Source organism: Silanimonas sp. (assembly GCF_027531545.1).
Lineage (GTDB): Bacteria > Pseudomonadota > Gammaproteobacteria > Xanthomonadales > Xanthomonadaceae > Silanimonas.
In genome coordinates, this window is sequence record NZ_JAPZSC010000058.1 from 55,580 (window position 1) to 68,940 (window position 13,361).

Annotated in this window: 13 protein-coding genes and 2 pseudogenes; 10 read left to right on the forward strand and 5 right to left on the reverse strand. The window is 65.5% G+C overall.

All coding sequences use genetic code 11. The features are described 5' to 3' along the window. Positions 1-148 precede the first annotated feature (148 nt). The 8 genes from O9280_RS16685 to O9280_RS16720 all read left to right on the forward strand — a co-directional run bounded on the left by O9280_RS16685 (position 149) and on the right by O9280_RS16720 (position 7,931). Positions 149-1,795, forward strand: a complete 1,647-nt coding sequence (locus O9280_RS16685; protein WP_298345433.1) for a TolC family protein — start codon at positions 149-151, stop codon at positions 1,793-1,795. After that, a complete protein-coding gene (locus tag O9280_RS16690; protein ID WP_298345436.1) occupies positions 1,792-3,129 on the forward strand; it encodes a copper oxidase in 1,338 nt (445 codons plus the stop codon). The genes O9280_RS16685 and O9280_RS16690 overlap by 4 nt, the downstream gene beginning before the upstream one ends. A 15-nt stretch (positions 3,130-3,144) precedes the next feature. Next, positions 3,145-3,864 carry a cytochrome c gene (locus O9280_RS16695; protein WP_298345439.1) on the forward strand — a complete coding sequence of 240 codons (720 nt, stop codon included), beginning with the start codon at positions 3,145-3,147 and terminating at the stop codon, positions 3,862-3,864. 13 nt (positions 3,865-3,877) lie between these two features. Continuing rightward, on the forward strand, positions 3,878-4,399 hold the full coding sequence (locus O9280_RS16700) for a nuclear transport factor 2 family protein (protein WP_298345443.1): 522 nt from the start codon (positions 3,878-3,880) through the stop codon (positions 4,397-4,399). Continuing rightward, positions 4,396-4,896, forward strand: coding sequence for a DUF411 domain-containing protein (locus O9280_RS16705; RefSeq protein WP_298345446.1), 501 nt, complete (start codon positions 4,396-4,398; stop codon positions 4,894-4,896). Before O9280_RS16700 ends, O9280_RS16705 begins: the two co-directional genes overlap by 4 nt. A 124-nt stretch (positions 4,897-5,020) precedes the next feature. After that, positions 5,021-7,102, forward strand: a complete 2,082-nt coding sequence (locus O9280_RS16710) for a copper-translocating P-type ATPase (protein ID WP_298345487.1) — start codon at positions 5,021-5,023, stop codon at positions 7,100-7,102. A 65-nt stretch (positions 7,103-7,167) separates the two neighbouring features. Next, complete coding sequence (locus tag O9280_RS16715) at positions 7,168-7,464, forward strand: EF-hand domain-containing protein (RefSeq protein ID WP_298345450.1); 297 nt, start codon at positions 7,168-7,170, stop codon at positions 7,462-7,464. An 80-nt stretch (positions 7,465-7,544) separates the two neighbouring features. Further along, on the forward strand, positions 7,545-7,931 hold the full coding sequence (locus O9280_RS16720) for a hypothetical protein (RefSeq protein WP_298345453.1): 387 nt from the start codon (positions 7,545-7,547) through the stop codon (positions 7,929-7,931). Positions 7,932-8,164: 233 nt separating this feature from the next. Here the strand turns inward: O9280_RS16720 and O9280_RS16725 are convergent. Continuing rightward, positions 8,165-8,497: pseudogene (locus tag O9280_RS16725) on the reverse strand (transposase); the annotation flags it as partial. Positions 8,498-8,640: 143 nt separating this feature from the next. On the opposite strand from O9280_RS16725, the gene O9280_RS16730 reads away from it, so the two are divergent. Beyond that, positions 8,641-9,981, forward strand: a complete 1,341-nt coding sequence (locus O9280_RS16730) for an ISL3-like element ISStma11 family transposase (protein WP_298345456.1) — start codon at positions 8,641-8,643, stop codon at positions 9,979-9,981. Positions 9,982-10,063: 82 nt separating this feature from the next. On the opposite strand, the gene merA is transcribed toward O9280_RS16730, so the two are convergent. The 3 genes from merA to merT are packed head-to-tail and all read right to left on the reverse strand — an operon-like array spanning position 10,064 to position 12,407. Next, positions 10,064-11,755: a mercury(II) reductase gene (gene merA, locus O9280_RS16735; RefSeq protein WP_298345459.1), complete on the reverse strand. Its 1,692-nt coding sequence runs from the start codon at positions 11,753-11,755 to the stop codon at positions 10,064-10,066. A 10-nt stretch (positions 11,756-11,765) separates the two neighbouring features. Then, positions 11,766-12,044: a mercury resistance system periplasmic binding protein MerP gene (gene merP, locus O9280_RS16740; RefSeq protein WP_298345464.1), complete on the reverse strand. Its 279-nt coding sequence runs from the start codon at positions 12,042-12,044 to the stop codon at positions 11,766-11,768. Between the two features lie 12 nt (positions 12,045-12,056). Next, positions 12,057-12,407: a mercuric ion transporter MerT gene (gene merT / locus O9280_RS16745; RefSeq protein WP_298345466.1), complete on the reverse strand. Its 351-nt coding sequence runs from the start codon at positions 12,405-12,407 to the stop codon at positions 12,057-12,059. Positions 12,408-12,481: 74 nt separating this feature from the next. Here merT and merR point away from each other — a divergent pair, with 74 nt between their 5' ends. Next, a complete protein-coding gene (gene merR, locus O9280_RS16750) occupies positions 12,482-12,889 on the forward strand; it encodes an Hg(II)-responsive transcriptional regulator (RefSeq protein ID WP_012480188.1) in 408 nt (135 codons plus the stop codon). Positions 12,890-13,114: 225 nt separating this feature from the next. Here merR and O9280_RS16755 read toward each other — a convergent pair. Then, positions 13,115-13,345: pseudogene (locus O9280_RS16755) on the reverse strand (IS5/IS1182 family transposase); the annotation flags it as partial. Positions 13,346-13,361 lie beyond the last annotated feature (16 nt).

Genomic DNA, 13,361 nt, shown 5'->3' on the forward strand with positions numbered 1-13,361 from the left:
GACCACCATGAATCCTTTGTTTCGCCGCAGCGCTCTGGCTGTGGCTCTCGCCTCCCTTTTGGGGGGCTGCGCTTCCCTGTCCCCACGCCCTGATGACGCTCAGGTCAATCGCCTGCTGGAAGCGCGGGGCGCACCGGCCCTGACGAAAATGGCCGCCGACGAGCCGCTGATCGACCTTCGCGAACGCCTTGCCGCACCCATCGACCGGGATCGCGCCGTCGCCATTGCCTTGCTGCGCAGTCCGCGCATGCGCGAGGCCTATGCCCGCTTGGGTCTCGCCCGCGCCGAGGTGATCGAAGCCGTGGAAGTGGCGAACCCCGGCGTGTCCTTTGCCCGGATGAATCTGAGCCCTAGCGCCGGGTACAACCAGACCGTGGGGGTATCGCTGCCGTTCGTCGACGTGCTGCTTCTGCCGGTTCGCACGCGCTGGGCCCGACAGCAGTACGAGCGTCACAGCATCGAAGTGGCGCAGGCTGTAATCGGCCTGACCGTTGAGGTGGAGGCGGCGTGGTATCGGGCCGTCGCGGCACAGCAGGTCGCTGACATGCGCTCCGCCGTCGCTGAGGGCGCGGACGCCACCGCCGAGCTGGCGCAGCGCTTCTATGACGCCGGCAACATCAGCGAGCTGCAGCTCAAGCGCGAGCAGGCGGTGGCGACCCAGTTCCGCATCGATGCCGCCCAAGCGCGTTCCGACGCGCTGCGTGAGCGCCTCGCGTTCGGCAACCTGCTGGGCTTGAGTGCCGCGGATGGCGAGTGGTCGCTGGCCGATCGTCTCCCGATGCCCGTCACCGCGGAGGACGACGCCGAGGCGCTGGTTCGACTGGCGGAATCGTCGAACCTCGAGCTGCAGGCCGCTCGACTGCAGGAAAGCCAGCTGCGGTCGGCGCTACGCACCACCCGCGCCACGCGCTGGTTCGGCGGGGTCGAGGCCGGGGCGGAGCGCGAAAAAGACGCCGACGGATCGCGGCTGACTGGCCCGACCCTGAGTCTGCAACTGCCGCTGTTCAACCAGGGCCAGGGCAAGCTCGCTCGGGCCGAGGCGCTGGTCGCGGAAGCCCGAGCCCGAGTGCAGCTCGCCGAGCTCAATGCCACGAACGCGGTGCGCACCGGATCGCGCGCGTTGGAGGAGCACCGCCAGATCGTCGCCCTGCATCGCAACGCGCTGATTCCGCAGCGCGAGCGCATCGTCGAACGCAGCCAGCAAGAGCAGAACTTCATGCTGATCGGCGTGTTCGAGCTCGTGCAGGCGAAGGTCGATGAGTACGACGCCTACCAGAGCTACCTGGAAGCGGTACGCGACTACTGGCTGGCCCGCGTCGAGCTGATGCAGGCCGTGGGTCAACGACTGCCGAGCGACGCGGCAGCGAGCCAGCCCACGCCGAGCGTGCAGGACATCCTGACGCCGAAGGGCGGCATGCCGGGCATGGATCACGGTGCGATGTCGGGCATGGATCACGGCGCCCACGCGCCCGCAGCGGCCACGACCTCGAAGGACGGCATGAAGGAAATGGAAGGCATGGACCACAGCCAGCATGGCGAAACGGCGCCGCCGTCAGAAACCTCGATGGATGGCATGGACCACAGCGGTCATCCCCCTGCCGCGCCCGAGCCGGCTGCGACCCCCGGGGACGGCATGAAGGGGATGGAAGGCATGGACCACAGCGCCCACGGTGCGCCATCGGCCCCCGTGCCGCCGGAAGACAAAGCCGACGCCGCCCAACCTAAAAACGGCACGCCCGAAGACGACCACCACCAGCACGACCACCACGACGGTGGTCAGGGAGAAACGCCATGAGCACCATGTCCCGACGCGATCTGCTGCGCACCGCCGGTGTCGGCCTGGCCGGCGCGGCCGCCACCGGCCTTGTCGTTGCGCAGGACCATGCTGGCCACGCCGAACACGGGGCAACGCCTGCCGCTCCGATCGCGCCCGAGCGCCGCGGCGCCGGGCGCTCCGGCAAGGTCCGCACCTTGAACGGCTGGACGCTGCCTTACCGCATGAATGGCGGAGTCAAGGAGTTCCACCTCGTCGCGGAAGAGTTCGAACACGAGTTCGCGCCGGGCTCGAAGGCGATCTGCTGGGGCTACAACGGCAGCACGCCGGGCCCGACCATCGAAGCCGTCGAAGGCGATCGCGTGCGAATTTTCGTGACGAATCGACTGAAGGAGGCCACCACCATCCATTGGCATGGCCTGATCCTGCCGTCGGGCATGGACGGCGTAGGCGGTCTTTCCCAGCCGCAGATCGGTCCGGGCGAGACCTACGTCTACGAGTTCACCCTGCAGCAGCACGGCACGCACATGTACCACCCGCATGCCGATGAAATGGTGCAACTGGCCATGGGCATGATGGGGCTCTTCATCATCCATCCGAAGGGCGAGGACCCGGCGCCGGTCGACCGCGACTATGCCTTCCTGATCCACAACTTCGCACTGCATCCCGGCACGCGACGCCCGGACCCCGCGATCATGCAGGACTTCGACCTGTGGACCTTCAACTCGAAGGTGTTCCCGGCGATCGATTCGATCGTGGCGCGTACCGGCGAGCGCGTGCGGATTCGCATGGGCAATCTGAGCATGTGGAATCACCCGATCCACCTGCACGGCGTGCAGTTCCACGTCACGGGTGGCGATGGCGGGCGGTGGCCGCGTAACCAGTGGCGCTCGGAGGTGACTGAGATCATCGGCGTCGGCCAGATGCGCGACATCGAATTCACTGCCGTACCGGGTGACTGGGCGTTCCACTGCCACATGTCGCATCACACGATGGGGCCGATGGGCCACGACATTCCGAACACGCTGGGCGTCAATCAGCGCGGGGTCGAAGAGCGCATCCGCAAGATGCTTCCTGGCTACATGGCCATGGGCGAGTTCGGCATGGCCGAGCACCAGAAGCACACCGACAGCGGCCACATGCAGGGACCGCCGAACACGCTGGCGATGATGGCCGGCAACGGTCCGTTCGGACCGCTGGAGATGGGCGGGATGTTCACTGTGGTGAAGGTTCGCGACGACCTGCGTCCGGGCGATTACAGCGACCCGGGCTGGTACCGGAACCCCGCCGGCACGGTGGCGCGAAAAGTCAGCGCTGACCCCAGCTTCGGCAACCCGCCGCGTCGTCCCCGCTAAGCCTTGGAGTCGAACATGAATTTCCTGAAATCCGCTTTGGTGATCGGCGGCGTCGGTCTGCTCGGCGCGACCGGCGTCATCTATTTCGGCGTCGTGCATCCCGGCGCTGATGAGCCGCATTCGGCGGCCGTGTATCGCCTGATCGAAACCGCTCGCGAGCGTGCCATCGCCGTTCGGGCGGACGACGTCGTCGTCCCTGCGCTGGTCGATGCCGAGCAAATCCGCCGCGGCGCGGGCAACTACGCCTCGATGTGCGTGGCCTGTCATCTCGCGCCCGGGGCGGCTGGCACCGAGTTGAGTCAGGGTCTCTATCCGGCGCCGCCGAACCTTTCGACGCAGGCCATCCGCTCCCCTGAGCACGCCTTCTGGGTGATCAAGCATGGGATCAAGGCCTCGGGCATGCCGGCCTGGGGCAAGAGCATGGACGACCCCTACATCTGGGACATGGTCGCGTTCCTGCAAGCGATGCCGACGATGGATGCGGCGGCCTACCGCGACCTCGTCGCGTCGAGCGACGGCCACTCGCACGGCGGCGGGGAATCAATGCCGCATCCGCACGGCAGTTCCAGCGGCGGCGATCACCACGGTGCCGTTGACGAGGGCAGCAGCGCGGCCGCCCACGATCACAGCAGTCATGACCACGGGGCGCATGACCACGGCGACGCGGCGGACAGCACCGAGGCCGCACCGGCCGACCACCACGACGACCCCAACGCGCCGCCCCATGCCCACTGACCGGAACACACGAATGCACACCTTCACCCGATCCGCCGGCGTCCTCATGCTGGCCGCCGCCCCCATCCTTGCAACGGCGCACGAGAACGCGCCCCACGCGCCCGCCGCCTTGGCGACGGCGCGAGCGCAACACGTCGCGCCAGCGGCATCCACCCCCGAGGCGACGGTGGAAGCCTTCGCGCAAGCGCTGCGTCGCGGCGACACCGCCACGCTCCGCTCCCTTCTGGCGCCCGACGTGCTGATTCTCGAGGGCGGCGGCGCGGAGCGCTCCGCCGAGGAGTACTTGGGCGGGCACGCCGTTTCCGATGCCGCGTTCCTGAAAGACGCGCACATCCAGCAGACGGCACGAACGGTCAAGACCGAGGGTAACCTCGCTTGGGTCGCCACCGAGAGCGAGCTGCACGTGGAGCGCGACGGCCAGCCGGTGACGCTGAGCAGTGCGGAGACGATGCTGCTGCAGAAGATCGACGGCGCCTGGCGCATCGTCCACATCCACTGGTCGTCGGCGCGACGCGCCCAGAAGGCGACGCCATGAGCCGCCTCCTGATTGCGCTGGTGCTCGGCGTCTCAGCCGCCGCCTCGGGGTGCAGTGTGGCCACGTCGACCGACAGCGCGCCACAGACGACCGAAGCGGCGCCGGCGGCGGCATCGCCGCTTCTGGTGGTGCACAAGAGCCCGACCTGCGGATGCTGCTCGCTGTGGGTCGACCACATGAAGCAGGCCGGCTTCCGCGCCGAGATCCAACTGTCGGACAACGTCGAGCCGGTGAAACGCCGCGTCGGCGTTCCGGCGGGCTACGGCAGCTGCCACACGGCGGAAGTGGGCGGCTACTTCGTCGAGGGCCACGTGCCGGCCGAAGACGTGCAACGCCTGCTCAAGGAGCGACCGGACGCACTCGGGCTGACCGTACCCGGCATGCCGATGGGATCCCCGGGGATGGAAGTACCTTCCGGCGAAGTCCGGCCCTACACCGTGTTCCTCGTGCATCGGGACGGCTCCGTGTCGCCCTTCGCCGAGCACGGTCCGCGCTGAGGAGAACGCCATGGCGCACGCCCCCCACGCTCACCACCGGCACGCCGAGGCTGCCAATCCCACACCGTCGCCCGCCGCGGTCGGCGAGAGTGGCAGCGGGGGTGGGGCCTGGTACACCTGCCCGATGCACCCCGAGGTACGCCAGCTCGGCCCGGGGCACTGCCCGAAATGCGGCATGGCGCTTGAACCCGAGCTCCCGGGCGCGGATGACGATGCGGTCTCGCCCGAACTGGCCGACTTCACGCGCCGGTTCTGGTGGACGCTGCCGCTCACGGTGGGGGTCTTGGCCATCGCGATGGCCGGCCACCGCGTTCCCGGGTGGTCGCCGGCGGCGCGCACCTGGATCGAGTTGGTGCTGACGACGCCGGTGGTGCTGTGGGCGGGATGGCCGTTCTTCGCCCGCGGCTGGGTCTCGTTCCGCACGGGTCAGCTCAACATGTGGAGCCTGATCAGCGTCGGCGTCGCGGCCGCGTTCCTGTACAGCTTGGCGGCGACGCTCGCACCGGGAGTATTTCCGGCCAGCTTCGTCGAGCACGGCCGCGTCGGGGTGTACTACGAAGCCGCCGCAGTGATCGTTTCCCTGACACTGCTGGGGCAGCTGCTGGAACTGAGCGCCCGGTCGAAGACCTCGGCAGCCATCCGGGCCCTGCTGGACCTGGCCCCGAAGACCGCGCGTCGTCTGAAGGCCGACGGCGCGGATGAGGACGTCCCGATCAGCGAACTGCACGTCGGCGATCGCGTCCGCGTCCGGCCCGGCGAGAAAGTCCCTACCGACGGCAAGGTGCTCGAAGGACGGTCGCACGTCGACGAGTCGATGCTGACGGGCGAGCCGGTGCCGGTGGAGAAGTCGGCGGGCGATGCGGTGATCGGCGCCACGCAGAATGCGAACGGAGCGCTATTGGTCGAGGTGACCAAGGTCGGGGGCGACACGCTGCTCAGCCAGATCGTGCAATTGGTGGCGGCGGCGCAGCGGTCGAAGGCACCCCTGCAGCGCATGGCCGACGTTGTCGCCTACTGGTTCGTCCTCGCCGTGCTCGCGATCGCGGCGCTGACCCTGCTCGGCTGGGGCCTGTTCGGGCCGGCGCCGTCGTGGACCTACGGCGTGCTCAACGCGGTGTCGGTGCTCATCATCGCGTGCCCGTGTGCCCTCGGACTGGCCACGCCGATGTCGATCATGGTGGCCACCGGACGCGCAGCACGCTCCGGGGTGTTGTTTCGGGACGCCGAGGCCATCGAGACGCTGCGCAGTGTCAGTGTGCTGGTCGTCGACAAGACCGGGACGCTGACGGCCGGGCGACCTGCGTTCAGTGCGGTACTGCCGACGCCAGATTTCACCCAAGACCAGATTTTGCGATGGGCGGCATCGCTCGATCTGGGTAGCGAACATCCGCTGGCGGCGGCCATCGTCGACGAGGCGCGGCGTCGCAACCTACCGCTCACCGCGGCCCAGGATTTCTCGTCCGATTCCGGCATCGGTGTCCGCGGCCGGGTGGACGGCCTCCACCTGATGCTCGGCAACGAAGCGCTGATGGCACGGGGCGCCGTTGGGCTCGGTGCCCTCGCGCCGTCCGCCGAGAGCTTGCGCAGCGCCGGCGCCAGCGTCATGCATCTGGCCGTTGACGGGCAGCTGGCGGGATTGCTCGCGGTGAAGGACCCCATCAAATCGACCAGCCCCGAAGCCATCGCTGCGCTGCGCCGCGCCGGTATGCGCGTCGTAATGGCCACCGGAGACGGCCACGCGACGGCGAAAGCGGTGGCCCGTGCGTTGGGCATCGATGAGGTGCACGGCGAGGTTACGCCGGCCGACAAGCTGGCATTGGTCGAGCGCCTGCAGTCCACAGGGGCGAAAGTCGCGATGGCGGGCGACGGCATCAATGACGCGCCCGCATTGGCAAAGGCGGACGTGGGCATTGCGATGGGCACGGGGACAGACGTGGCGATGTCGAGCGCCAAAGTCACCTTGGTCAAGGGCGATTTGAAGGGCATCGCGATCGCCCGTCGAATCTCGGAGGAGACCGTGGCGAACATGAAACAGAACCTCGTGTTTGCCTTTGCCTACAACGCGGCCGGAGTGCCCGTGGCTGCCGGACTGCTGTACCTGTTCGGCGGCCCCCTGCTCAGCCCGATGGTCGCTGCGCTGGCGATGAGCCTCAGCTCGTTCTCCGTCGTCGTGAATGCACTCCGCTTGCGGAACGCCGCGTATTGATTGCCGAGCCCGGTGGCGCTCCGACGCCGGGTCCGGTTCCCATATCCACGGAGCGGGAGAATCCCATGTCATTTCTGCGTACGGCAGTGATAGCTCTCGGACTGGTCTTCGCCAGTCCGATCGTTGTGTCCAACAACCACTCGCACGCCAACCATCCGGCCCCGGCCGGCCAGGACCATGCCGCGATGGCCCCGGACTTCGCCAAGCTGGACACCAACGGCGACGGCCAGCTCGAGAAGACCGAGCTGCCGAAAGATCATCCGATGGCCGCACACTTCGACATGATGGACAAGGACAAGGACGGCAAGGTCAGCAAGGCCGAGTTCGATGCCATGCACTCGCAAAGTTCTCGCGAAGCGTAACGATCTGCCGTCAGATCTTCTGTCCAATCAGGACAACGCCTCTGTCGCAGACATTCTGTTGCTCAATTTTGGAGAACGAAATGCTCATTCCGCATCTTTCACGTATCGCTATCAGCGCGTTGATGGTGTCAAGTCTTCTAGCCCCTGCCTCGGTATGGGCCGCCGATCCAGAGGGCGAATCGCCCGGCGTGGCCCATACGTTCTTCATGCGAGGACAAATCCTCGATATCAAGGACGAAACCGTTGTTCTATGCATCGGCAAATCGGATGGAGCGGTCGTTGGCCAGGAGCTCGACGTGATCCGTCACCGGCGAGTCAGCTCAGGGCCGAAGGGCCAGGGGCGCTTCGAACGAGAGACGATTGGACGAGTCCGCGTTACCGCCATCATTGACGATCATTACGCTGAAGGCGCCCTGCTCAGCGGCTCTGCGTCGGGAAACGACAGCGTCGAGCTGATCAGGGAATGATGGTGCTTGACCGCGGCGCGCCCTCAAGTCTCTGATGCCCCCCCCCAGCACGCTCCGCTTGCTGGGGGGGGGTTCCGACGGCGCAGACCTTCCCTCGCGAAGCGCCTATCGCAGCGAAACGCTTTCTTTGCCGTAGTTTACATCTCAGCCTTTTCACGCGTTGCAACATGACGGTGCTTTGTCAGCTTGTCCCTCAGGTGAGGAACGCGCCCCTCGGGCAGCAATGCGGGGTCGCGATCGGCCCGATCCAGCTCGGCAAGGTAGCGGGCGACGCTCTCCTCCAACTGCTCCCGGCGCCCCCTGATCTTTCCGACCGTGTAGTTACGGTCGCGGCTGTTGACCGCTTTGAGCTTGCTGCCGTCGATGGCGACGACTGCGTGCGAAAAGACCTTCATCCTTCGGCACAGCGAAACGAAGCGGCTGCACACCGCGGTGATCGCGCCGCCGTTGTCCCTGCGGAAGTCAGCGATGGTTTTGAAGTCCGGTGCCAGTCGCCCGGTCAGCCAGATCAATTCGAGATTGCGCTGCGTTTCTCGCTCTAGGCGTCGGCTGGACTGGATTCGGTTGGGTATCCGGAATCTGGTGTGGGTTCTGGCTCCTTGGGTCTTTGTAGCTATCACTTTCAAAGAATGGATTTTGGTGTTGGACGGCTGAGCGGATGCGCTAGAGTAAAAGTCGGATTTCAGTGTGGGTTCGCCCAAGGTGCTGAGTGACGGACTTTCTCCAGCTGCGAAGCCTGAAGACGCTTGAAATCCTGACCAGCGAGGACAGTTACGTCGTCAAGGCCGAAGGCGTCAATCAGTGGGTGACCTGCCCGCTGTGCAAGACCGGACGCCTGCATGGTCACGGCTCACAGGAACAGTCGTTTCAGGACACACCGACGCACGGCAAACCCGTCGTGATCTTCATCCAGCGCCGTCGCTATCGCTGTACAAGCTGCACCAAGACCTTGTTTGAGCCTGTGGCGGACCTTGATGGAAAACGCCAAGCCACGGCGCGTCTGGTGCGTTATATCCGCGACCAGTCCTTCTCCAAGACCTTTGCGGCCCTTGCCCGGGAAGTAGCCGTGGACGAAAAGACGGTCCGCCACGTCTTCGACGATTTCATCGAGGAGGTCGAGGCCAAGACCCAGTTCCGGACGCCGCGGGTGCTGGGTATCGACGAGCTCAAGATCATCGGCCAGTACCGGGCCATGATCACCAACGTCGAGCGCAAGACCGTGTTCGATATCCGCCCCAGCCGGGCCAAAGCCGAGTTGATGCCCTATTTCCGCGACCTGCGGGACAAGGACTCGGTCGAGTGGGTGGCGATGGACATGTACCAGGTTTATCGGCAGGTGGTGCGCGCCACGCTGCCACAGGCCCGGATCGTGGTCGATCGATTCCATATCCAGCGCATGGCGAACGACGCGCTGGAGAAGCTGCGCAAGCGCATTCGCAAGGATTTGTCCACCCGGCAGCGCCTCAAACTCAAGGACGAGCGGTTCCTGCTGCTCAAGCGGCAGCACGACCTGACAGGGAGAGATATGGACCGGATGCGGGAATGGTTCCAACAGTTCCCGCTCCTAAGCGAAGCCCACGCGCTCAAGGAAGGATTTCTGTCGATCTGGGATCAGAAGACCCGCCCAGCAGCAGAAGCCGCCTGCGCGAAGTGGCAGGCCAATATTCCGACCGAATTGGCGGCCACGTTCAAGGACCTGACCACCGCCGTGCACAACTGGCACGACGAAATCTTCGCCTACTTCGAGCAGCCGATTACCAATGCCTATACTGAGTCAGTCAACCGAGTGGCCAAAGACATGAACCGCATGGGCAGGGGTTACAGCTTCGAGGTGCTTCGGGCGCGCATGCTCTACGACAAGAAGGCGCGCAAGGATGGCTCGGTTATCGAAACCGTGTTGGTCGATGACGACGACCCAATGACCACGGACTTCGTGTTCCAGCGGATGACCACGGCGGCAACGCGCAAGAAGAAGATCACGCGCGTGGTCGAGTACGGCCCCTATCTCCCGACGCTGGCGCGGCTACTCGAAGAGGGGTATTTCGAATAGTCCTCAGCCCATTGTGCAAGAGGCGGCGCTTCAGCCTGAATTTGTGATTCAGCCGATGAAGCATAGGTAAGAGGCCCAGCCACTACCCCGCGCAACAGGACAGTTGCTTTACGTCCTTGGTGAAGGTTTGTGCCGCGAGTTTCAGCCCCTCGACCATCGTTAGGTAGGGGAACAACTGGTCGGCCAACTCGTGCACTGTCATGCGATGGCGAATCGCCAGTGCCGCGGTTTGGATCAGCTCACCTGCTTCCGGAGCCACCGCTTGCACGCCGATCAGTCGTCCCGAACCGGCCTCGGCGACCAGCTTGATGAAGCCTCGCATGTCGAAGTTGACCAGCGCCCGGGGCACGTTGTCGAGCGTCAGCGTGCGGCTGTCGGTCTCGATGCCAGCGTGGTGCGCTTCGGCTTCGCTGTAACCCACGGTGGCCACCTGCGGGTCGGTGAACACCACCGCCGGCATCGTGGTCAGGTCCAGCGCCGCGCTGCCACCCGTCATGTTGATCGCGGCGCGGGTGCCGGCTGCCGCCGCGACGTAGACGAACTGCGGCTGGTCGGTGCAGTCGCCGGCCGCGTAGATGTGCGGTGTGCTGGTGTGCATGGCGCGGTCGATGACGATAGCTCCCTGCGCGTTGACTTCGACGCCGGCTGCTTCGACGCCCAAGGCGGGGGTGTTCGGTGCGCGGCCGGTGGCGACCAGCAGTCGGTCGGCGCGCAGTTCGCCGCGTTCGGTGGTGAGCACGAATTCCTGATCCGTATAGGCGACCTGGCTGGCCTGAGTGTGATCCAGCACCTCGATGCCTTCGGCGCGGAAGGCGGCCGTCACGGCTTCGCCGATCACCGGGTCTTCGCGAAAGAACAGCGTGCTGCGCGCCAGGATGGTCACCTTGCTGCCCAGCCGGGCAAAGGCCTGCGCAAGTTCGACGGCCACCACCGACGAGCCGATCACGGCCAGCCGTTCGGGGATCGTGTCGCTGGCCAGCGCTTCGGTCGACGTCCAGAAGGGAGTGTCTTTCAAGCCCGGTATCGGTGGAATCGCCGGACTGGCTCCAGTGGCGATGAGGCAGCGGTCGAAACTCACCTCGCGCGTGCCGTCGGCAGCGCTCGCCACAGTCAGCGTGCGTGCGTCCTTGAACCGGGCGTCGCCGCGCAGCACAGTAATGGCCGGAGTGCTCGCCAAGATGCCTTCGTACTTGGCATGGCGCAGTTCATCGACGCGCCCCTGCTGCTGCGCCAGCAAGCGCTCACGCAGGATCTTCGGCGAGGCGGCGGCAATGCCGCCATCGAATGGGCTCTCGCGCCGCAGGTGAGCGATGTGGGCAGCGCGGATCATGATCTTGGACGGCACGCAGCCTACATTGACACAGGTACCGCCAAGGGTGCCGCGCTCGATCAGCGTCACGCGCGCCCCTTGCTCGACGGCCTTCAGCGCCGCCGCCATCGCCGCGCCGCCGCTGCCGATCACGGCGACGTGCAGCGCCGGCTTGCCATCCTCGCGCTTCACTTGTTCGCGATCCAACCAACCCCGTGCCTTGTCCAGCAGACCATGAGGCTGGTTTGGCGCATCGGCAAGCTGCGCTCGATAGCCGAGTGCGGACACTGCCGCGACCAGCGGCGTCACCTTGGTACTCGTTTCGGCTTGGATCTCGGCCCGTTGTTGCGGATACGACACCGAAGCCGATCGCACACCGGGCACCTTTTCCAACGCCTGCCGGACATGCTCTGCGCACGAACTGCAGGTCATGCCGTCGATGTGCAACGTGATCGCCTCGGTCATGGGAATGCACTCATTCCTTGACGGTGGAAGGGTAGCCGGCGTTCTCGGTGGCCTGGGTCAGGGCAGCCGGCGAGGTCTTGGTATCGTCGTAGGTCACCACCGCTTCCTTGGGCTCCCAGGTCACCTTGGCTTCGATGACGCCTTCGACCCTGGACAACGCCTCCCTGACCGTGATCGGACAGGTGGCGCAGGTCATGCTCGGTACCGATAGCGTCACGGTTTTGGTGGCGGCCCAGGCCGGAGCGCTCAGGGCAACGGTCAGAGCGAGCAGTGCGAGGAATTTCTTCATGGCGATCTCCTTTCAGTAGAACAGGGGCATGAGGTAGGGGAACACGAGGGCGATCAGTACCAGGGCAGCGACGATCCAGAAAATCACCTTGTAGGCCGTCCGTACCTGGGGCACGGCGCATGCGTCGTCCGGCGCGCAGGCGCGAGCCGGCCGGAAGATGCGACGCCACGCGAAGAACAGCGCCACGAGCGCCACGCCAATGAAGATCGGCCGGTACGGTTCCAGCGCGGTCAAGTTGCCGATCCAGGCGCCGGAGAAACCCAGCGTGATCAGCACCAGCGGACCGAGGCAGCAGGTCGAGGCGAGGATGGCGGCGAGGCCACCGGCGGCCAGTGCACCGCGGCCGTTGCTGGGGTCTGCCATGTGAGGGATCTCCTTCCGAGACGTTGCGTGATGCGCTAAGGTTACTTCCGTAGTCAAGTACGGAGTCAAGCGCGATGGTGAACGATCCACAAACACTGACCATCGGGGCTTTCGCCAAGGCCGCTGGGGTCAACGTGGAGACCATCCGGTTCTATCAGCGCAAGGGGTTATTGCCAGAACCAGGTCGGCCCGTCGGCAGTATTCGCCGCTACGGATCGGCGGACGTGGCGCGGGTGCGTTTCGTGAAATCCGCCCAGCGGCTGGGGTTCAACCTGGACGAAGTCGGCCAACTCCTACAGCTTGAGGACGGCACTCACTGCAGCGAAGCCGCCGAGCTGGCTGCGCTCCAGCTCACCGACGTGCGCACCAAGATGGCGGACCTGACGCGAATCGAAGCGGTGCTGTCACGGTTGGTCAACGAGTGCCATGCGCAGCGAGGCACTGTGTCGTGCCCGCTGATCGATTCTCTGCACGGGAGCTAGGCGCGTGGCTTAACCCGGTTTTCCGTTCCACTGCGCCTCAAACCCCAGTTCGAGCCGGGGGCAAGGTGACCTGCCACTGATTGTTTCCTTGCACCGACATGCGCCAGACAAAGCCCACACTGAAGGCTAAAAGCGCGTAAGCCTTGCGATACCAGAAACCTACCGAACGAGAGCTGTCAGACAAGAAGGGCTAGTGCGGTCTTCCCACACTAAAATCCGGATACCCATTCGGTTGAGGTATCCGTAGATGTATATCTTGAGCAAGGCGGCCGGGTGATATGCGGGCCTGCCGCCCCCAGCGCGATTCGCGGCTTCGAAACCGAGCTCACCCAAGTCGAGGGCTTCGACGAAGGCGTCCACCACCCGAACCGGGTTGTCTTCGTGGACGTAGTCCTCCAACCGATCAGGGAGCAAAAGTCCTTGGGAGCGGTCGACGCCATCGACGAATCGCTTCATGCACAGCACCAATCGA